Origin of the sequence: Mycolicibacterium iranicum, assembly GCF_014190915.1 — a bacterium.
GTDB lineage: Bacteria > Actinomycetota > Actinomycetes > Mycobacteriales > Mycobacteriaceae > Mycobacterium > Mycobacterium iranicum_B.
This window is the reverse complement of record NZ_JACHVU010000008.1, coordinates 221,466-241,952: the sequence shown is the minus strand read 5'-3', so window position 1 is coordinate 241,952 and position 20,487 is coordinate 221,466. Positions and strand designations below refer to the sequence as shown.

Here is a 20,487-nt window from a genome sequence, read left to right as displayed (position 1 = left end):
TTGAGGACGACGTCAAAGACGAAGCATCGTTGCACACCCGGAGGGGGTGGCTGATGGCCCGCACGACGGCGCCCGGCGGTCTCGCAGACCAGTCGGTCGAACCGCTGAGCAGCGCGGATTCCGCCGCGCACCATATCGTCGAGTTCTGCCTCAAGGACGGCCCCGTCGGGCGCATCGGTCTGGAGATCGAGGCGCACTGCTTCGACCTCGCCGACCCGTCGCGCCGGCCCGGCTGGCAGGAGTTGACCTCGGTCATCGCCCGGTTGCCCGCCATGCCCGGCGGCAGCCTGGTCACCGTCGAACCGGGCGGCGCGGTCGAGCTGTCGGGCCCGCCGATGCCCGACACGGTCAGCGCCGTGGCGGCGATGGCGTCCGATCGCAGTGTGCTGCGCGCGGCCTTCGCGCAGGCGGGCCTCGGCCTGGTGCTGCTGGGCGCCGACCCGGTGCGTCCTGCCGCGCGGGTGAACCCCGGTGCCCGATATTCGGCCATGGAGGAGTTCTTCCGCGAGAGCGGCACCGCTGCCGCCGGCGCCGCCATGATGACCTCCACGGCATCGGTCCAGGTCAACCTTGAGGCCGGCCCCCGCTCGGGCTGGGGTGACCGGGTCCGGCTGGCCCACGCACTGGGACCGACCATGATCGCCATCGCCGCGAACTCGCCCGTCCTCGGCGGCGGTTTCACCGGCTGGCGTTCCACGCGCCAGCTGGTCTGGAGTCAGCTCGACTCGGCCCGCTGCGGTCCGATTCTCGGCGCCGACGGCGACGACCCCGCCGACGACTGGGCCCGCTATGCCTTGCGCGCACCCGTCATGCTCGTGAACGGACCGGCTGCGGCCGCGGTGACCCAGTGGGTGCCGTTCGCCGATTGGGCCGACGGCCGGGTACTGCTCGGCGACCGGCGTCCGACCGTGGCCGACCTGGAATATCACCTGACGACGCTGTTCCCTCCGGTCCGGCCCCGAGGTTTTCTGGAGGTGCGCTACCTGGACAGCGTTCCCGACGCGACCTGGCCGGCCGTGGTGTTCACCCTCGCCACCCTCCTCGATCACCCAGCTGCCGCGGACGGTGCCGCCGAGGCCACCGAGGGGGTGGCCACCGCCTGGGACCGCGCTGCTGAACTCGGGCTTGCCGATCGCGAGCTGCACGCCGCCGCCGTACGGTGTGTCCGGCTGGCCGCCGAGCAGGTGCCCGACGCCCTCGAGGAATCGATGTCGCGGCTCGTGCGTTCGGTCGAACAGGGACGCTGTCCCGCCGACGACTTCGCCGACCGGGCGGTGTCGTACGGGATCGCCGAGGCGGTCACCCACCTGGCGCGAGGAGAGTTGTGACGACGAGGGAAACGCTCGCCGGTGAACTGACCAGGGCCAGGGACCGCACGCTGCGGCTGGTCGACTTCGACGACGCGGAGCTGCGGCGCCAGTACGACCCGCTGATGAGCCCCCTGGTCTGGGATCTCGCGCACATCGGGCAGCAGGAGGAGCTGTGGCTGCTGCGCGGCGGGAACCCCGACCGTCCCGGGCTGCTGACCCCGCAGGTCGATCAGCTCTACGACGCGTTCGTGCATTCCCGCGCCGCCCGGGTGGACCTGCCGCTGCTGCCCCCCACCGACGCCCGGAACTACTGCGCGACGGTCCGCGGTCGCGCTCTGGACGCGCTGGAAGCGCTGCCCGACGATCACCCGGACGCCTTCACCTACGCGCTGGTGGTCAGCCATGAGTGCCAGCACGACGAGACGATGCTGCAGGCGCTGAACCTGCGCCGGGGAACGCCGCTGCTCGATCGCGGAACGCCGTTGCCTGCGGGCCGTGCGGGGGTTGCCGGGACGTCGGTGCTGATCCCGGCCGGTGAGTTCACGCTCGGTGTCGACGCCGCCGATGAACCGTTCGCCCTGGACAACGAACGCCCCGCCCACACGGTCGACACCGCGGCCTTCCGGATCGGCCGGGTGCCGGTCACCAACGCCGAATGGCAGCAGTTCATCGACGACGGCGGATACGACCGGCCGCGCTGGTGGTCGGAAGCCGGATGGTCCTACCGGCAGCAGGCGGGACTGACGGCGCCACTGTTCTGGGACACCGCAGGCCGCGCGGGTACCCGCACCCGCTTCGGCCACGTCGAGGACATCCCCGGCGACGAGCCCGTCCAGCACGTCACCTACTACGAAGCCGAGGCGTACGCCGCGTGGGCGGGCGCCCGGCTGCCCACCGAAGTCGAGTGGGAGAAGGCCTGCGCGTGGGATCCGCACACGCGGACCCGCCGCCGGTATCCCTGGGGCGCCACAGAACCCACCGCCGCGGTGGTCAACCTCGGCGGGGAATCGCTGCGGCCCGCACCCGTGGGGGCCTACCCGTCGGGGGCGTCGGCGTACGGCGTCGAGCAGATGCTCGGCGACGTGTGGGAGTGGACGAGCTCCCCGCTGCGGCCGTGGCCGGGGTTCTCGCCGATGGTCTACAAGCAGTACTCGGAGCCGTTCTTCGAGGGCACGGCCAGCGGCGAATATCGGGTGCTGCGGGGCGGGTCGTGGGCTGTCACCGCGAGCATCCTGCGGCCGAGCTTCCGCAACTGGGACCATCCGATCCGCAGGCAGATCTTCTCCGGGGTGAGGCTGGCCTGGGATGTGTAGGCACCTGGCCTGGCTGGGCGAACCGGTCTCGGTGGCCTCGCTGGTGCTCGACCCGCCGTCGGGCCTGATGGTCCAGTCGTATGCGCCGCGGCGGCAGAAGCACGGCCTGATGAACGCCGACGGATGGGGGGTCGGCTTCTTCGACGGCGCCGACGCGCGGCGCTGGCGCAGCGCCTCGCCGCTGTGGGGGGATGCGTCGTTCGCCTCCGTCGCGCCGGCCCTGCGGAGCACGTGCGTGGTCGCCGCGGTCCGCTCGGCCAGCGTGGGCATGCCCATCGAGCCCTCGGCCTCGGCGCCGTTCAGCGACGGAACCTGGCTGCTGTCCCACAACGGCCTGGTCGACCGGGCGGTGCTGCCCGCTGCCCGTCACGCCGAGTCGACGAACGACAGCGCGCTGCTGGCCGCGCTGATCTTCGACCGCGGCCTCGACGCCCTCGGCGACACCATCGCCGCGGTCGCCGCCGACGACCCGAACGCGCGGCTGAACATCCTCGCCGGCAACGGTTCCCGGCTGCTGGCGACCACATGGGGCGACACCCTCTCGGTGTTGCGCCGGCACGACGGCGTGGTGGTGGCCAGCGAACCCTACGACGACGACCCCGCCTGGGACGAGGTTCCCGACCGCCACCTCGTCGAGGTCGTGGACGACCGTGTGCACCTGACCCCGCTGAAAGGATCGTGATGGCGTTTTCCCTGGAGAACTACCTCGCCGCCGACGCCGCCGACGAGGCGTTGCGCCGCGACGTCACCCATGGCCTGAGTCAGGACCCGAAGACGTTGCCGCCGAAGTGGTTCTACGACTCGGTGGGCAGCGACCTGTTCGACCAGATCACCCGTCTGCCCGAGTACTACCCGACCCGCGCCGAGGCGCAGATCCTGCGGGCGCGGGCCGCGGAGATCGTCGCGGCGTCCGGCGCGGACACCCTCGTCGAGCTCGGCAGCGGCACCTCCGAGAAGACCCGGATGCTGCTCGACGCACTGCGCGACGCGGGTTCCCTGCGCCGCTTCATTCCCTTCGACGTGGACTCCACCGTGCTGCAGGCTGCCGGGACGGCGATCCAGGCCGAGTACCCGGGAATCGAGATCGAGGCCGTATGTGGCGATTTCGAGGAGCACCTCGGCAAGATCCCCCGCAGCGGACGACGATTGGTGGCGTTCCTGGGCTCCACGATCGGCAACCTGACCACCGGGCCCCGCGCCGAGTTCCTGGCCTCGGTGGCCGAGACGATGCAGCCCGGCGACGCCCTGCTGCTCGGCACCGACCTGGTCAAAGATCCCGACCGCCTGGTCCGCGCCTACGACGACAGCGCCGGAGTCACAGCACGTTTCAACCGCAACGTGCTCACGGTCGTCAATCGCGAACTCGGCGCCGACTTCGACGTCGACGCGTTCGAGCATGTCGCGGTGTGGAACGCCGACGAGGAACGCATCGAGATGTGGCTGCGATCGGTGCGCGCGCAGCAGGTGCGCATCCCGGCACTGGATGTCGTGGTGGACTTCGCCGAGGATGAGCGGATGCTGACCGAGGTGTCCTGCAAATTCCGTCGGTCGCGCGTGGACGAGGAGTTGGCCGCCGCCGGTCTGCGCCACACCCACTGGTGGACCGACGACGCCGGAGACTTCGGTCTGTCGCTGGCGGTCAAATGAGCCTCGCGGAACAGTGGCGCGTCGCGCGGCCGCCGGCCGCCGGAGTGCACGTCGACAGTGCGGCCTGTTCGCGGCAGAGTTTCGCCACGATCGAGGCCTCGGCCGCGCACGCCCGCCACGAGGCCGAGGTGGGCGGCTACATCGCGGCACAGGCGGCCGCGCCTGCGCTCGACGCGGGTCGCGCCGCCGTGCGCGCGTTGACCGGAATGCCCGATGCCGGTGTGTCGTTCACGACCGGCTCGAACCACGCCCTCGACATCCTGCTCGACGACTGGACCGGCGAGCGGACGGTCGCGTGCCTGCCCGGCGAATTCGGCCCCAACCTCGCCATCATGGCGCGACACGGTTTCGACATCCGGATGCTGCCCGTCGACGAGTACGGCAGGCTGGACGTCAACGCGCTCGGCGCCGCCCTGGCGCACGACCCGCCGGCGCTGGTGCACTTCACGGTGCTGGGCAGCCACAGCGGCGTCGTGCAGCCGGTGCACGACATGGCCACCGCGTGCCATGGCCACGGCATTCCGCTGATCGTCGACGCCGCACAGGGTTTCGCACATGTGGACGTCTCGGGCATCGGCGCCGATGCGATCTACTCGTCGTCGCGCAAGTGGACCGCCGGACCACGCGGCGTGGGAGTGCTCGCGACCCGTCCCGGCTTCCTGTCGGACTCCATGCGGGAGCGGATCGGCCATGCTGAGGCGAATGTCGGTGCCCACGTGGGCTTCTCCGTCGCCATCGGGGAGCACATCGCGGCAGGCCCCGCCGCAGTCCAGGCCCGGCTGCGCGACGTCGGTGCGACCACACGCAGCACCCTGTCCGGGGTCGCGGGCTGGCGCGTCCTCGAGCACGTCGACGAGCCCAGCGCGATCACGACGCTGCAGCCCCCCGACGGGGTGGACGCGCAAGAGGTGCGGGCCCGGCTGATCGCCGAGCATGCGATCGTCACGACGTACCTCGGCATGGAACGTGCGCCCCGGGCGATGGCCCATCCCGCGCTGCGGATCTCCCCGCACGTCGACGTCACCGAGGACGACCTGGCGGCGATCGCGCAGGCCCTAACCGCGGTCAGCCGCTGAACGCGGAGCTGATCGCGCCCGCCGCCGGACAGCGGTTGAGGAGGCTGCGCGCTGCCTGCGTCACCCTCTCCCGATCGAAGGTGATCACCGCCTCGAAGCGGCGATCGTTCTCGTAGGCCTCGGCGCCGGGCGGTTCCAGCTCGCGGGCGATCAGCGCTGCGGCGGTGTCGGGCCCGATCACCACGATGGTCCACTCCAGCGCCATCCGGTCGGCCACGTCGACGTCGACCCACCGCAGACGCGGTTCCAGGTCCTCCCGCGCGTTCACCGCGAAAGCCACCACGAGCGGTGACTTCTCCGCGAGCCGGGTGTAGTTGTCCCGGGTGGTCCCACGGAAGTTCGCACTGCTCTGCAGCGTGAACAACACGATGGGCGGACTTTCGGCGGACACGGCGAGGCGTTCGATGTGGCGGGAGAGCTCGATCAGGGTCCTCTTGCGGACGGTGCGGGCGTCGCAGTCGGCGGTGGCCAACTCGAACGGGGTCATCTCGGCCTTGTCACCGTTCGCCGGCAGAGCCAGATCCGGCAGCAGTGCGCCGTCGGGGGCCGTGTCGAGCGCCCCGGGGTATCCGAACCGGTAGCCCTGGCCCAGGGTGGCGCCGTAGGCGAGGGCCTGCTCCAGATGCTCGTCGGTCTCGATGCCCTCGGCGAGGATGGTGGACCCGGTGCGCTCGTGGTGCGCGATCACCGCCGCGATCGTGCGGGCCTGCAGTTGATCGGGTTGCCGCTGAACAAGTCCCAGATCGATCTTCATCACGTCCGGCGCGATGATGTCCAACAGGGCCAGTGAGTCGGGGTGCGCCCCGATGTCGTCCAGCGCGATCATCACGCCCAGTGCGCGCAGTGCCGCGACCTTCCTGAGCAGTGCAGGGGGGTCACGCAGCAGGCCGCGCTCGGTCAATTCGAACGTGAGCTTGAAGGTGCGGGCGGCCTCCGACAGCGCGGTACCGGAAGGGATCTCGATGCCGACGGTGGTCGGCTCGCAGTTGACGAGCAGCAGCATCCCGTGGGCCGACCGGCCGTCGAGTGCGGCCTGGGCCGACAGGTTGATGCAGGCGTGGTCGAGCAGATCCGAGCTGCCGGTGGCTGCGGCGTGGGCGAAAACGACGGCCGGCGACGGATGGTCCAGCGACGGCCACCGGGCCAGGGCCTCATAGCCGACGAGGGCTTCGTCGGGCAGCGAGACGACGGGCTGGAAGGCCGGCACCAACCCGTGACCGGCCACCGCACTGTCGAGCTGGGTGAGGGTCGGACTTGTGAAGGGGATGGCGGTCTCGTCTCATCGGGTCAATGGCCGGCTCGTCCATTGTGTACCCATCCGCCGCCTCGTGACGCCGCTACCTCGGAATGCGCCGCTGCGTCACCCGGGTGACCGTCTTCGTCGACGCGCGCCTTGCCGCACCGGCGACCGCCGCGCCCGAATCTCGGCCCCGGGGTGTGATGTCCGGCACTTCTGGTTATCCCTGCATCCACCACACGTGGAGGGGATACGCCATGACCGCCGCTGCACCCGACGCCGACAACGACAAGAAGCCGAAAAAGGCCAAGCGCGACAAGACCCACTGGCTCTACATCATGGTGATCGTCGCCGTCGTCGCGGGCATCGTGGTCGGGCTCCTCGCGCCGGAGACCGCCGCGTCGCTCGGTGTGCTCGGCGAACTGTTCGTGAAACTGATCAAGATGATGATCGTCCCGGTCATCTTCTGCACCGTGGTGCTGGGCATCGGCAAGGTGCGGGCCGCGGCATCGGTCGGCAAGGTCGGCGGACTGGCCATCGTCTACTTCTTGGTGATGTCGACGATCGCGCTGGCGATCGGGCTGGTGGTCGGCAATCTCATCAGTCCCGGAACCGGTCTGAACGTCCCCAACGATCCGGGCAAAGGTGCCGAGCTGGCGGGCCAGGCCGAATCCTCCGGCGGCACAATGGACTTCATCGCCGACATCATTCCGTCGACGCTCTTCTCCGCGGTGACCGAGGGCAACGTGCTGCAGGCGCTGTTCGTCGCGCTGCTCGTCGGCTTCGGCATCCAGGGCATGGGGCAGGCCGGCGAAGGGCTGCTGCGCGGCATCGAGGCGCTGCAGAAGCTGGTGTTCCGCATCCTGATCGGCGTCCTGTGGCTCGCCCCGATCGGCGCTTTCGGAGCGATCGCGGAAGTGGTGGGAGACACCGGCTTCGAGGCCGTGATCCAGCTCGGGGTGCTCATGCTGGCGTTCTACCTGACCTGCCTGATCTTCATCTTCGGCGTTCTCGGGGCGCTGCTGTGGACCGTGGCCCGGGTATCGATCTTCAAGCTCGCGAAGTACCTGGCCCGCGAGTACCTCCTGATCGTCGCGACCTCGTCGTCGGAGTCCGCGCTGCCGCGCCTCATCGCGAAGATGGAGCACGCCGGGGTGAAGCCCGCGACCGTCGGCATCGTGGTGCCCACGGGTTATTCGTTCAATCTCGACGGCACGGCGATCTACCTGACCATGGCGTCGTTGTTCATCGCCGATGCGCTGGGTGATCCGCTGTCGATCCCCGAACAGCTCGGTCTGCTCGCGTTCATGATCATCGCGTCCAAGGGCGCCGCGGGCGTCAGCGGCGCGGGTCTGGCGACACTGGCCGCCGGCCTGCAGAGCCACCGCCCGGAACTCCTCGACGGCGTCGGCATCATCGTCGGCATCGACCGCTTCATGTCCGAGGCGCGGGCGCTGACGAACTTCTCCGGTAACGCCGTGGCCACGGTCCTGATCGGGTCGTGGACCGATTCGGTCGACAAGGAGAGGCTCAACGAGGTCCTCGACGGCGACCGGCCCTTCGACGAAGCCACGATGCTCGACGACGACCACGGCACCGGCACCGGCACCGGCAGCAGCACCGGCACCGAAACCGGCACTGAGCCGGACCAGCGTGAACCGGTTCGGGCCGCCACGACCCCGAACACCACGACCCCGAACACCACGACCCCGAACACCACGACCTCGAACACCTAGGCGGGCCGCCCGGTTGGATTTCGCGGCGGCGGACGGCGATGATCGAGTCGCCCTGATCGTCGACGCCGCCGGAAAGGAAGGCCGTGACCGAGACACCCGTCGCCGTCGTGCAGTTCGCTCCCGGTGAGGACAAGGCCGAGAATCTCGACGCGATCACCGGATACACCATCGACGCCCGCTCCCGCGGAGCTGAACTCGTCGTGTTCCCCGAGTACTCGATGTTCTGTGTGCCGGCGATGGACGAGCGGTTCGTCGGCTCCGCCGAACCCCTCGACGGGCCCTTCGTGTCCGCCGTGCAGGACCTGGCCCGGCGGGAAGCGGTGACGCTCGTCTTCGGTATCAACGAGACCACCGGCACCGAGGGCAGAATCCACAACACGCTGCTCGCGATCGACGGCGACGGCACGGTCGCGGCCACCTACCGGAAGCTGCACCTCTACGACGCCTTCGGCTACACCGAGTCCAGCCTGGTCCAGCCGGGCGTCATCGAAGCACCCGAGACCTTCACCGTCGGGGGCCTGACCTTCGGCCTGCAGACCTGCTACGACCTGCGCTTCCCGGAAGTCACCCGGCGCCTCGTCGACGCGGGCGCCGACGCGGTCGTCGTTCCCGCCGAATGGGTTCCGGGTCCTCTCAAGGAGGACCACTGGACGACGCTGCTGCGCGCCCGGGCCATCGAGAACACGGTGTACGTGCTCGCCGCCGACCAGTGTGGTCGCGCGGGTGCGGGCAACAGCGCGATCATCGATCCGATGGGGGTCGTGCTGGCCTCCCTGGGAGAGGAGGCCGGCACCGCGCACGCCGTCGTCGATACCGAGCGCACCGCGCGTGTCCGGCAGAAGAACCCTGCGCTGAGCCTGCGCAGATTCGCTGTGGTGGAACGCGATCGACCTGCCGGCTAGGACGGTTTGTGGGCCGACAGCAGGAAGGCCTGCATCCGCATGCGACCCCCTTCGTCGAGCATCTCCAGCGGCGGGGGTGGCATGCCCGGGATCTTCGGCACCCGGGAATGGATCAGGGCGGGGCGAATGTCGTCGATGACCCAGTAGCGCGAAACCGCCTCGCGCAGTTCGAGTTCCGAGACCTCATTGGGGCCCTGCTCCATGTCGGGCGGAAAGGCGCCCTTGGCGAAGACCAACACGAAATACCCGGCTCCGGGCGCGGCCGCCCGGTACACCGACTGCAGGTAGGGATCGCGGGACTCGACGGGCATCGAATGGAACAGCGTGCTGTCCACGACCGTGGAGAAGCGGCCGTCGAAGCCGGTGAACGCGGTGATGTCGGCGGCGACGAATGCGGCCCGATCGGAGAGCCCGCGCTCGGCGGCCGCGGATGTGGCGGCGGCGACCGCGGTGGGGCTGATGTCGATCCCGGTCACGGTGTAGCCGTCGGCGGCCAACGCCAGGGACAGCTCGGCATGCCCACATCCCGCGTCGAGAACCTCGCTGCGGAATCTGCCCTCGCGCCACAGCGCCGCGAGCTCCGGCTGGGGCTCCCCGATGTTCCAGGGGGGTTCCCCGTCGAACTCGCCCTCCCCGCGATACGCGCTGTCCCAGTCCATCACGTCGGCCATGACCGCCAACGTACCCGCGGTCAGGCGGGGAGATCCCAGGTGTGCACCGGATCGTTGGTGTGCATGCGCTCGCAGTACAGGCGCAGCATCTCCGCCAGCGCCTCGGGCCGGCTCAACCCGCGAGCCTGCAGCGCACCGACCGCCGCGGACTGCCACGTCGCACCGTTGCGGCCCGTCTTCGCACGGCCCTCGATGACCCCGAGGTAGCGGTCGCGGACGTCGGCGGCCACCTCCCAGCGGCGCAGCCCCTCCTCGGCCAGGGGCAGCAGCTGCCGCAGGATCAGCTCGTCGGGAGTGACCTCCCCCAGGCCGGGCCAGTACAGCCGCGCGTCCATGCCCCGATGGGCTGCGGCGTTGAAGTTCGCTTCTGCCGCAGCGAAACTCATCTTGGTCCAGATCGGCCGGTCCTCTTCGGAGAGCGCGCGAAGGACGCCGTAGTAGAAGGCGGAGTTGGCCATCATGTCGAGCACCGTCGGCCCCGCGGGCAGGACCCGGTTCTCCACCCGCAGGTGGGGGCGGCCGTTGACGATGTCGTACACGGGCCGGTTCCACCGGTAGATGGTGCCGTTGTGCAGGCGGAGCTCCGAGAGCTCCGGGGTGCGGCCGGCAGCCAACTCGGCCACAGGATCCTCGTCGGACAGTTCGGGCAGCAGCGACGGGAAGTAGCGCACGTTCTCTTCGAACAGGTCGAAGATCGACGTGATCCACCGTTCGCCGAACCAGACCCGGGGGCGCACACCCTGCGTCTTGAGTTCGTCCGGGCGGGTGTCGGTGGCCTGGGCGAACAGCTCGATCCGCGTCTCGGCCCACAGCTGGTGACCGAAGAAGTACGGGGAATTCGCACCGACCGCCAGCTGCGGCCCGGCCAGCACCTGGGCGGCGTTCCAGTTGTTGGCGAAATCGGCGGGGGACACCTGCAGGTGCAATTGCATACTCGTGCAGGCTGATTCGGGGGCAATCGAGGCGGTCTGCAGGCTCAGGCGTTCGGGCCCGGAGATGTCGATCATGATGTCCTCGCCGCGGGCGGTGAAGATCGAGTCGTTGAGCGCCTGATAGCGCGTCGACTCACTCATCCAGCTGCCGGAGAGATGCTCGGGCATCAGCGTCGGCAGGATTCCGACCATCACGATGTGGGAGCCGTCGGTGTTGGCCTTCGCCTCGGCGGCATTGAGGCTCGCGCGGACCTCGTCTTCGAGTTCGAGTGCGGCGCGGCCCGGCAGCCGGCGGGGCGGCACGTTGAATTCGATGTTGTAGGCGCCCAATTCGGTTTGATAGGCCGGATCCGCGATGGCCTCCAGCACCTCGGAGTTGTTCATCGCCGGCTGGTAGGCGGAGTCGACGAGATTGCACTCGATCTCCATGCCCGTCAACGGTTTTTCGAAGTCGAAACTGGACTGGGCCAGCATCGTCTCGAACACGTCGAGGCACAGTTGCACCTTGCGCCGGTACTCGCGGCGGTGCGCACGGCTGAACTCGTTCTGCGGCAGCGGCGCACTGATCTCCTGGCCCACGGCCCCGAGCCTATCGGTGCGAGGCCACCGCGACCTGCGGACCGAACAACCCGCCGCGCAGCTCGATGTCGATCTCGGGTGAGGCGTGCCGCGCCAGCGCGCGCAGGGCGGAGGGACTGTAGGCGCGCATCGAGCTGATGACGCCGTCGTGCACGAAGGGCAGCACCGCGGCCAGCGGAAGCATGCCGGCCAGCCGCAGCAGGTGCAGCGGCGCCGGCGGCCGCGGCAGGTCGATGATGAGCAGCGTGCCCGCCGCGCGGGTGCCCTCGGCGATCACGCGCGCCGCCGCGTGGGGCGCGAGGTGATGGAACGACAGTGCGAACACCGCGAGGTCGAACTCGTTGTCCGCGGCGTCCAGTGCGGTGGCGTCCATCTCCCGGACCGTGGCCCGCGGGTGGCTTCCCAGGTCGCTCGCGGCGATCGCGGCGACCGACGCCGGTTCCACGTCGGTGATGGTCACCCGGGCCGTGGGGTGCCATTCCAGCAGCTTGCGGGACAACCCGCCGTGCCCGGCGCCCAGCTCGAGAATGCGCGGATCGGCGACGTCGGCGACCTCGTCGAGCACGATCTGGGCGAACTTCTCGTGATTGCCGAAGACGTCTCCGGTCCACTCCAGCGCGCGGATCACGCTGCGCTTACGCGCCTCCAGCGCCGCATCCGCAGAGGAGTCCCGGTCGAGGTACTCCTGCCGGTCGGTCTCCAGCAGGCGGTCCAGGCAGGAGGCTTTCGGCCCGCCACGCGGCATCCGGTCGATGTCGACGGCCGGCGCGGTTCGTGTGCTCACGCCACCATCATGGCCGAGCCGGCTACCGGCCCGCAGCGACCAGCTCGCGCAACTCCATGGTCGGGTTCTCCCGCAGCACCGTCTCGAGGCGCCACTTCGTGGAGAACACCGCCAGCATGACGCCGTCGGTGCGGGTGAAGACCTCGACCGCGGCCATCTTCTGCAGGGCCTCGGCGTCGGCGGGGTCGCAGATGCGCGCCACCGTGTACGGCAGCGGTTCCAACGCGATCGGCGCGCTGAACTCCGCACCCATCCGATGGCTGGCGACCTCGAACTGCATCGGCCCGACGGCGGCCAGGACGGGCGCCTGATCGCCCCGGCGGTCCGAGCGCAGCACCTGCACCACGCCCTCCTGGTCGAGCTGCTCGATGCCCTTGCGGAACTGCTTGTGCTTGCTCGGATCGGTGCCGCGGGCGACGGAGAAGTGCTCGGGCGAGAAGCTCGGGATCGGCGGGAACTGCACGGCCACGTCCTGATACAGCGTGTCGCCGGGGCGCAGCGCCGCCGCGTTCGCCAACCCGATCACGTCGCCGGGCCATGCGGTGTCCAGAGTGGAGCGCTGCTGACCGAAGACCGACTGTGCGTACTTCGTGACGAACGGCTTGCCCGTCGAGGCGTGGGTGAGCACGTCCCCGCGCTCGAAGGTGCCCGAGCACACCCGGGCGTAGGCGATGCGATCGCGATGCGCGGAGTCCATGCCCGCCTGCACCTTGAACACGAACGCACTGAACGGCGCGGCCGCCTCGCGCAGGTTGCCGTCGACGTCGAGCTGCCCCTTGGGCGACGGCGCGAGCTGGGCCAGCACGTCGAGCAGCTGGTTCACCCCGAAGTTCAGCGCGGCCGAGGTGAACAGCACGGGCGTCGACGTGCAGTCGAGGAACGTGTCGGGGTCGAAGTCGGCGCCGTCCGCGCTGAGCAGCTCGGATTCCTCGACCGCGGTGTCCCAGTCGATCCCGGCGGCGTCGTGGGCCTTGTCGGCAGGGATGTGCTCCTCGGGGGCCGCGGTGGCTCCGCCCGCGGTGCGGGTGAACCGGATGAACATCCCGGTGCGACGGTCAAGGACACCCTTGAAATCACCGGCGATCCCGACCGGCCAGGTCAGCGGCGTCGGCCGCAGCCCGATCTCGGCCTGGATCTCGTCCATCAGCTCCAGTGCGTGGCGGCCGGGCCGGTCCCACTTGTTGACCACGGTGATGATCGGGATGCGCCGGTGGCGGCACACCTGGAACAGCTTGAGCGTCTGCGGTTCCAGACCTTTGGCCGCGTCGATCAGCATCACGGCCGAGTCGACCGCGGTCAGCACCCGATAGGTGTCCTCGGAGAAATCCGCGTGGCCGGGGGTGTCGAGCAGGTTGATGACGCAGGTGTTGCCCGCCTGGGTGATGTAGGGGAACTGCAGCGCCGTCGACGTGATCGAAATGCCGCGGGCCTTCTCCATCTCCATCCAGTCCGACACGGTCGAGCGCCTGCCCGACTTGCCGTGGATCGCGCCGGCCTCGGTGATCGCCTTGGCGTGCAGCACCAGCGCCTCGGTCAAGGTCGACTTGCCGGCGTCGGGGTGGCTGATCACGGCGAACGTGCGGCGGCGGCGCGCCTCGGCGGAGACAGGATCGGGTCGGGACCCGGCCGAGGTCGACGGACCAGCGGCGGTGGAGTTGGTCATGATGCCCCGATTTTATTGGCGGGTGTCGCCAAACCGATAATCGTCGCCGCTGCCGCGGGTGATTTCGGTGTAGTTGGTCAACGCCAGCGTGACCAACTACACCGAAATCCCGCGGTCAGGACGCGGCGGCGTCGAGCTCGGCCTTCGTCTCGGCGTCCAATGCGATGTCGCGCACCGCGGTGTTCTCCTCCAGGTGCGCCACCGACGACGTCCCGGGGATCAGCAACACGTTGGGCGCGACCGACAGCGTCCACGCCAGTGCGATCTGAGCGGGCGTGCGGCCCAGCTTCTCAGCTTCGCGGAGCACCGCCGGATGGTTGAGCACGGGGTTGTCCGGCATGAAGCCCGACCCCAGCGGGAAGAACGGCACGAACGCGATGCTCCGCTCGGTGCACAGGTCCAGCACCGGCTGCGAGGTCCGGTCGACGAGGTTGTAGGCGTTCTGCACACACACGATCTCGGTGCGGTCCAGCGCGATGCGCAGGTGATCGACCCCCACACTGCTCAGGCCGATGCCCGCGATCAGGCCCTCCTCGCGCGCCTGGATCATCGCCGTCAGCTGGCGGTCGAACAGCTCGCGGTCGACCTCGGCGGGAGCGCTGGGGTCCTCGCCCGCGAACACCCGGAGGTTCACCGCGGCCAGCCGGTCGGTGCAGAGAGTCTCCAGGTTCTTCTCGATGTCGCGGCGCAGCTCGTCGGGCTGCTGGGCCGGCAGCCAGTTGCCCTGATCGTCACGCTTGCCGCCGACCTTGCTGACCAGCGCCAGCTCGGCGGGGTAAGGGTGTAGCGCCTCGCGAATCAGTTGGTTGGCGACGTCGGGGCCGTAGAACTGTGCGGTGTCGATGTGGTCGATGCCGAGGTCGACGACGCGCTTGAGCACTGCGACGGCCTGGTCGTGATCGCGGGGCGGGCCGAACACGCCGGGGCCCGGTAACTGCATGGCGCCGAAGCCGACGCGGCCGACGGTGTATGTGCCGAGGGAGTAGCTGTCCATGCTTCCTACTTACGCGGAACCGGGGCGGTTTCTTCCGGTTTGTCCGAAAGAAACCGCCCCGCAAGGGGAGAGCGTCAGTCCTCCCCGAGGACGGTGTAGATCTCACGACGGGCGTTGTTGACGATGTCGACGATGCGCTGCTGCTGCTCGGCCGTCGCGGCGTGGGCGGACTGGGCGACAGCGCCCATCAGCTGGCCGACGGCGTTGCGGAGCCCGACGGCAGCCGGATCGGCCCCGTCGGCGATCTCGTCCCACGGCGCCGTCTCGATCTTCTCCGCGGCGGCGCGACCCTCGTCGGTGAGCTCGAAGAGCTTCTTGCTGCCCTCGGACTCGGTGGAGACGATCAGGCCTTCGTCGACGAGAAGTTGCAGCGTCGGGTAGACCGAACCGGGGCTAGGCTTCCACAGCTGCTGGCTGCGCTCGTTGATCTCCTGGATCATCTCGTAACCGTGCATCGGCCGGTCGGTGAGCAGCTTCAGGATCGCCGCGCGCACATCGCCGCGCCGGCCGCGTCCGCCGCCGCGGGGTCCACCCCGGCGTCCACCCGGGCCGAAGCCGAAGCCCGGACCGAACTTCCCGCCGCCGGGACCGAAGCCGAAGCCCGGACCGAAGCCGCCGAAGCCGGCGTCGCCGCGATGCTCCCGGACGTGATCGCGGAATTCGCGGCGGGCCTGGCGGCGACGGTCGTGCAACAGCCGACGGTCCTCGGGGCTGAAGCCGAAGCCGAAACCGCGCCCGCCGAAGGGACCCTCGCCCGGGGTGAATGGTGTGTTCATGGGGTTGTCCATGTCTGTGTCCTTCTGTCGAGAGGAAGCACGAACTGCGCTTCCGATACGTTGACGATATATCGGAAACTATCGTGATGCAACGTTCAGTTCGACGTGGTCTCAGCATCCTGGGTCGGGGTGGCCGCCAACTCGTCGATCACGGATCGGGCCCACTGCGCCTGCATGGTGTTCAGCCGCAGCCCGTAGTCGAGCGCGGCGAAACCGAAGAAGCCCTCGTCAGAGGCGCCGACAGGCCGCCCGCACGTCAAGGAGTCGCGAAGGGCCGTCAGTCGCACGACCTCGGCGTCGGACTGCTCGGCCATGTCCTGCAGATGAGCGCGCGCCTCTTCACGCGGTATCCACCCGAGCAGGAAGACGCGGAGCAGACCCGCGCTGCGAAACGGCGGATCGTCCTGCGGGCTGGTGACCCACCGGACGAGCTCGGCCCGGCCGGCGTCGGTGATGCGGTATTCCTTGCGACCCCGCGGGCCCACCGAGCTGACTTCGATCAGGCCGCCGGCGGCGAGCTTGTTCAGCTCGGAGTACAGCTGGCTCTGCGTGGCCGGCCAGACGTTGGCCATCGACTTCTCGAAGTGCTTGAGCAGGTCGTATCCACTGGCGGGTCCTTCGGCCAACAGGCCGAGTGCCGCAATCCGCAGGCTCATGGCCCGCATCGTACGGCCCCGACATTCCAGAAGTGGAGTGTCGGGGCCGCGGTTGACGAGATCAGCCTGCTCATCCCTCCATGAGCTCGGCGCCCTGCGGCAGCCGCAGCGCGGTCATCTTCCACGGTCCGCGCGTAGCGAACAGGTAGTACAGACCGAACGCGACGCCGCACCCGATGAACCAGCTGTACTGCGCGGCGGCCGTCATACCGGTGACGTAGCCGCCGAGCAGCACCGGCGCTACTGCGAGCCCAGCGCCGACGACCGTCGCGGCGACGGCGGCCGGGTTGTATCCCTTGCGGTACCAATAGTTTCCGCTCTCGGTCATCCGGAACAGGTCGTCGACGACGATCTTCTGCTTGCGGATCACATAGAAGTCGGCGATCAGCACGCCGAACAGCGGACCGATGAAGGCGCCCAGCGTCTCCAGCGTGTAATGGATGACCTCTGGATTGCTGTACAGGTTCCACGGCGTCAGCAGCACCGAGCCGACGGCGGCGATCATGCCGCCCATCCGCCAGCTGATTCTCTGCGGGCTGACGTTGGAGAAGTCGAAGGCCGGGCTGATGAAGTTGGCGACGATGTTGATACCGATCGTCGCGATCGAGAATGTCAGCGCGCCGAGCACGATCGCGGTGGTGCTGTCGATGCGTGCCACCGTCTCGACCGGGTCGGTGAGCAGTTCGCCGAACACCGGCACCGTGGCCGCGGCGGTGACGACGACCAGCAGCGAGAAGACCAGGAAGTTGACGGGCAGGCCGAGGAAGTTGCCCTTCTTGACCAACTCGAAGCTGCCGCCGTAGCGTGCGAAGTCACCGAAGTTCAGCATCGGGCCCGAGAAGTACGACACCACAAGGGCAATGGCGCCGAGCATGACGACCAGCGTGTTGCCCTGCTTCTCGCCACCGAGGGTGAGGCTGACGTGCCACCCGGACTTCCACAGCAGGTAGCCGCACAGGATGAACATCACGACGTAGACCGCGGGGCCGCAGAAGTCGATGAACTTGCGGATCGATTCCATGCCCCGCCAGAACACCGCCGCCTGCAGCACCCACAGCAGGGCGAAACTGCACCACCCCAGCAGCGACAGGCCGGTGAAGCCGTACTGATCGACGTCGGCATACGGCGCCAGGCCTGGAAAGAGCTTGAGCAGCACCACATCCAGGGCGGCGGAGGCGAGGTAGGTCTGAATTCCGTACCAGGCCACCGCGATCAGCCCACGGATGATCGCCGGGATGTTGGCGCCGAGGACGCCGAACGAACTGCGGCAGACGACCGGATACGGGACGCCGGCATACTGGCTGGGCTTGGCGACGAGGTTGCACAGCACGTTGACGATCACGATGCCGACGAGCAGCGCGATGAGTACCTGCCAGCTGGCCAGACCGAGGGCGAACAGGCTGCCTGCGGTGACATAGCCGCCCACGCTGTGCACGTCGGACATCCAGAACGCGAAAATGTTGTACGACGACCAGGACTGCTTGCCCAGAGGGGCGAGGTCTTCGTTGGTCAGCCGCGGGTCGTAGTCGGCTTTGATGACGCCGCCGCCGACGGGATGGCCCGCAGCCTCAACGATGTCGTTCGCGCCGACGACGGTGCTCGGCGGCAGATCTCGGGTGTCTGACATAGGTGAGCAAGGTAGTGACACCGTGTTTCCCTGCCGTTGCGTCGAGAATATGTTTCTGCATCCCGGCGATCGGAGGTCGCGCGTCTCGAGGGTCTCCCGCACCAGATACATCTCGGCGAGCTCGCGGCCGACCACCGCCGTGAACAGGGCCGCGGTGTGGCGTCGGTCCGCCATTCGGCGATCTTCCCCGTGTCCGACGGTGGTGCCCCGAACACATTCCACTACTGACATGTCACTAGTGGGGTGTCAATGTGGACGCAGCCCCGACAGGAGGTCCAATCCATGACCGACACCACCCACGACACCACGGAATCCCTGGCGCCCGAATCCTCGGACGAGCAGGCGTCGGAATTGTCCGGCACCGGTGACTTCTTCCAGGTCGGCAACTACGCCCCCGTCACCGACGAACTGTCCACCTTCGACCTGGCCGTCGAGGGGGCGATCCCTGCCGAACTCGACGGGTGGTACCTGCGCAACGGGCCCAACCCGCGCACCGCCACCGGGCACTGGTTCACCGGCGACGGCATGATCCACGGCGTGCGGATCGAGAACGGCAAGGCCGCGTGGTACCGCAACCGATGGGTGCGCACCGACAGCTTCCTCGACCCGTTCCCGCTCTACAACGAGGACGGAACGCGCAATCTGCGGGCCAGCGTCGCCAACACCCACGTGGTCAACCACGCGGGCAGGACGCTCGCGCTGGTGGAGTCGTCGTTGCCGTACGAGATCACCAAAGACCTGGAAACGTTGGGCGCCTACGACTTCGGCGGCAAGCTGGCCGACGCGATGACCGCCCACCCGAAGATCTGCCCGACGACCGGCGAGATGCACTTCTTCGGTTACGGCAACATTCACACGCCGCACGTCACCTATCACCGCGCAGACGCCCACGGGGACCTGGTGATCAACCGTCCCCTCGACGTCCCGGCGCTGACGATGATGCACGACTTCGCGCTGACCGCGAATTACGTGGTGTTCATGGACCTCCCGATCGTGTTCGACGCCGACATCGCGATCAGCGGTGCCGGGGACATGCCCTTCCGCTGGGACGACGGCTACGGTGCGCGACTCGGTGTGCTGTGGCGCGACGACCCGTTCGGAGAGGTGCGTTGGTTCGACATCGATCCGTGCTATGTCTTCCACGTCGCGAACGCCTACGACGACGGGCGCAGGTTGGTGCTGCAGGCCGTCCGCTATCCCGAATTATGGCGTGATAACGGTGGATTCGATGCCGACGGGGTCATGTGGACCTGGACGATCGACCTCGCCGCGGGCTCGGTGAGCGAGAGCCAGCTCGACGACCGTGCCGTCGAATTCCCCCGGATCGACGACCGGCTCGCGACGCTGCCCGCCCGCTACGCGGTGTCCGTCGGCGGTTCGAGTCTGGTCCGCCACGACCTTCGCACCGGCGTGGCCGAAGAACACCGATTCGGCACCGACGGCGGACCGGGCGAAGCCGTCTTCGTGCCGTCGACTGTCGGTCCGGCCGATGAGAGCAGCGGCTGGTACCTCGGTTACGTCTACGACCCCGAACGCAACGGCAGTGACCTCGTCATCATCGACGCGTCCGACTTCTCCGGTCCGCCCGTGGCCAGAATCAAGCTCCCGCAACGGGTTCCGTACGGCTTTCACGGGAACTGGATCGCCGGTGATCCCGCGGGCTGATGCCGTAGGCGCGGGTGAACGCGGCGCTCAGAGCGAAGCTCAGGACGGCGGAGCGAAGCCGCCGCCGGCAGGTTGCGGCGGGGGCTGCTGAGCTGGAGCGGACCAGCCGGGAGGGGGCGGTCCGGGAGGAGGGGGAGGTGCCGCCGCGAGCTGCTGCAGGCGGACCAGCTCCCGGCGGTGGCGTTCTGCGAGAACGGCGGCCAGCACGGTCGCCGGCGGCGTTCCGGTCGGCGGCGGTGGGGAGATCCGGGCCACGACGTCCGAGGCGATCCGGTACGCCATCTGGTCACGGATCTCAGGCGCCAATTGATGTGCCCGAGACAGGAACTGGCGAGACATCTCGGCCTGGGCGGGGTCGAGTCCGGACAGCTGCAGGGTGGATGCCCACCACGCCAGCTGCGGCGGCATCGCCGGCGGTGGCGCCTGGCGGGGTGCCCGCTCGGTGATCACGACCGTTCCGGCGAAGACGTCCCCGATCCGTTTGCCCTTCTGGGACAGCAGGCTGCACAGCACCGCGGGGCCGCCGGTCAGCAGCCAGAGCTCGATCACGCCGGTGAGTCCCCGCAGCAGGGCCTGCCGGAAGCGTTCCGGGCTGCCGTCCTCGGACACCACCCGCAGACCCAGCGCCATCTTGCCCAGGGTCTTGCCGCGGGTGGCCGTCTCGAAGATCGTCGGATAGCCCACCAGGGCGAGCACCGTGAAGATGATCAGGACGGCGCCGGAGAACGCGGGGTCGAGGTCCGTCAGCGTCACCGCCCACAGCAGCACGCCGATGACGTAGACGGCGGCCACGACGGCGACGTCGATCAAGGCCGACAGGGCTCGGACCGGCAGCTGGGCGATCTGGATGTCGAGGACTACCGCGTCGCCGGTCACGACGGGCTGTTGCTGGCCGACCATAGTTGGCCACGCTACTAAA

The 20,487-nt window shown here is 68.9% G+C and carries 18 protein-coding genes; 8 read left to right on the top strand and 10 right to left on the bottom strand.

The window, feature by feature from the left end; all coding sequences use genetic code 11:
* The first annotated feature begins 53 nt into the window (after positions 1-53).
* Genes egtA through egtE form a run of 5 tightly spaced genes read left to right on the top strand, consistent with a single transcriptional unit; the run spans position 54 to position 5,346 of the window.
* Complete coding sequence (gene egtA, locus FHR72_RS18410; RefSeq protein WP_183470809.1) at positions 54-1,328, top strand: ergothioneine biosynthesis glutamate--cysteine ligase EgtA; 1,275 nt, start codon at positions 54-56, stop codon at positions 1,326-1,328.
* Positions 1,325-2,623: an ergothioneine biosynthesis protein EgtB gene (gene egtB, locus FHR72_RS18405; RefSeq protein WP_183470693.1), complete on the top strand. Its 1,299-nt coding sequence runs from the start codon at positions 1,325-1,327 to the stop codon at positions 2,621-2,623. Before egtA ends, egtB begins: the two co-directional genes overlap by 4 nt.
* On the top strand, positions 2,616-3,305 hold the full coding sequence (gene egtC, locus FHR72_RS18400) for an ergothioneine biosynthesis protein EgtC (RefSeq protein WP_183470691.1): 690 nt from the start codon (positions 2,616-2,618) through the stop codon (positions 3,303-3,305). The genes egtB and egtC overlap by 8 nt, the downstream gene beginning before the upstream one ends.
* Complete coding sequence (gene egtD, locus FHR72_RS18395; RefSeq protein WP_183470689.1) at positions 3,305-4,270, top strand: L-histidine N(alpha)-methyltransferase; 966 nt, start codon at positions 3,305-3,307, stop codon at positions 4,268-4,270. Before egtC ends, egtD begins: the two co-directional genes overlap by 1 nt.
* The gene (gene egtE, locus FHR72_RS18390) at positions 4,267-5,346 is read left to right on the top strand and encodes an ergothioneine biosynthesis PLP-dependent enzyme EgtE (RefSeq protein WP_183470687.1); all 1,080 of its coding nucleotides are present in this window, start codon (positions 4,267-4,269) and stop codon (positions 5,344-5,346) included. Before egtD ends, egtE begins: the two co-directional genes overlap by 4 nt.
* Here the strand turns inward: egtE and FHR72_RS26785 are convergent.
* Complete coding sequence (locus FHR72_RS26785; RefSeq protein WP_472670853.1) at positions 5,336-6,571, bottom strand: sensor domain-containing phosphodiesterase; 1,236 nt, start codon at positions 6,569-6,571, stop codon at positions 5,336-5,338. The two genes, egtE and FHR72_RS26785, sit on opposite strands and share 11 nt — an antisense overlap.
* Positions 6,572-6,840: 269 nt before the next feature.
* On the opposite strand from FHR72_RS26785, the gene FHR72_RS18380 reads away from it, so the two are divergent.
* Both FHR72_RS18380 and FHR72_RS18375 read left to right on the top strand, forming a co-directional pair.
* On the top strand, positions 6,841-8,319 hold the full coding sequence (locus FHR72_RS18380; RefSeq protein WP_260156090.1) for a cation:dicarboxylate symporter family transporter: 1,479 nt from the start codon (positions 6,841-6,843) through the stop codon (positions 8,317-8,319).
* Between the two features lie 83 nt (positions 8,320-8,402).
* Positions 8,403-9,221 carry a carbon-nitrogen hydrolase family protein gene (locus FHR72_RS18375; protein ID WP_183470685.1) on the top strand — a complete coding sequence of 273 codons (819 nt, stop codon included), beginning with the start codon at positions 8,403-8,405 and terminating at the stop codon, positions 9,219-9,221.
* On the opposite strand, the gene FHR72_RS18370 is transcribed toward FHR72_RS18375, so the two are convergent.
* The 8 genes from FHR72_RS18370 to FHR72_RS18335 form a co-directional block, all read right to left on the bottom strand.
* Positions 9,218-9,892 (bottom strand): SAM-dependent methyltransferase, encoded by a 675-nt coding sequence (locus FHR72_RS18370; protein ID WP_183470683.1) that lies wholly within the window; start codon positions 9,890-9,892, stop codon positions 9,218-9,220. The two genes, FHR72_RS18375 and FHR72_RS18370, sit on opposite strands and share 4 nt — an antisense overlap.
* Positions 9,893-9,912: 20 nt before the next feature.
* The gene (locus FHR72_RS18365) at positions 9,913-11,403 is read right to left on the bottom strand and encodes a glutamate-cysteine ligase family protein (protein ID WP_183470681.1); all 1,491 of its coding nucleotides are present in this window, start codon (positions 11,401-11,403) and stop codon (positions 9,913-9,915) included.
* 10 nt (positions 11,404-11,413) lie between these two features.
* Positions 11,414-12,148 carry a class I SAM-dependent methyltransferase gene (locus FHR72_RS18360; RefSeq protein WP_183470805.1) on the bottom strand — a complete coding sequence of 245 codons (735 nt, stop codon included), beginning with the start codon at positions 12,146-12,148 and terminating at the stop codon, positions 11,414-11,416.
* A gap of 61 nt (positions 12,149-12,209) precedes the next feature.
* Positions 12,210-13,850 (bottom strand): peptide chain release factor 3, encoded by a 1,641-nt coding sequence (locus FHR72_RS18355; protein ID WP_183470679.1) that lies wholly within the window; start codon positions 13,848-13,850, stop codon positions 12,210-12,212.
* 115 nt (positions 13,851-13,965) lie between these two features.
* Positions 13,966-14,844 carry an oxidoreductase gene (locus FHR72_RS18350; RefSeq protein WP_183470676.1) on the bottom strand — a complete coding sequence of 293 codons (879 nt, stop codon included), beginning with the start codon at positions 14,842-14,844 and terminating at the stop codon, positions 13,966-13,968.
* Between the two features lie 74 nt (positions 14,845-14,918).
* Positions 14,919-15,620 carry a PadR family transcriptional regulator gene (locus FHR72_RS18345; RefSeq protein ID WP_183470803.1) on the bottom strand — a complete coding sequence of 234 codons (702 nt, stop codon included), beginning with the start codon at positions 15,618-15,620 and terminating at the stop codon, positions 14,919-14,921.
* 95 nt (positions 15,621-15,715) lie between these two features.
* Entirely contained in the window at positions 15,716-16,276 is a 561-nt protein-coding gene (locus FHR72_RS18340; RefSeq protein WP_183470675.1) for a PadR family transcriptional regulator, read from the bottom strand.
* 70 nt (positions 16,277-16,346) lie between these two features.
* Positions 16,347-17,903 (bottom strand): NCS1 family nucleobase:cation symporter-1, encoded by a 1,557-nt coding sequence (locus tag FHR72_RS18335; protein WP_183470673.1) that lies wholly within the window; start codon positions 17,901-17,903, stop codon positions 16,347-16,349.
* A 282-nt stretch (positions 17,904-18,185) separates the two neighbouring features.
* On the opposite strand from FHR72_RS18335, the gene FHR72_RS18330 reads away from it, so the two are divergent.
* Positions 18,186-19,568: a carotenoid oxygenase family protein gene (locus tag FHR72_RS18330; protein ID WP_183470672.1), complete on the top strand. Its 1,383-nt coding sequence runs from the start codon at positions 18,186-18,188 to the stop codon at positions 19,566-19,568.
* Between the two features lie 39 nt (positions 19,569-19,607).
* Here FHR72_RS18330 and FHR72_RS18325 read toward each other — a convergent pair whose 3' ends face one another.
* Complete coding sequence (locus FHR72_RS18325; protein WP_183470671.1) at positions 19,608-20,468, bottom strand: RDD family protein; 861 nt, start codon at positions 20,466-20,468, stop codon at positions 19,608-19,610.
* Positions 20,469-20,487 lie beyond the last annotated feature (19 nt).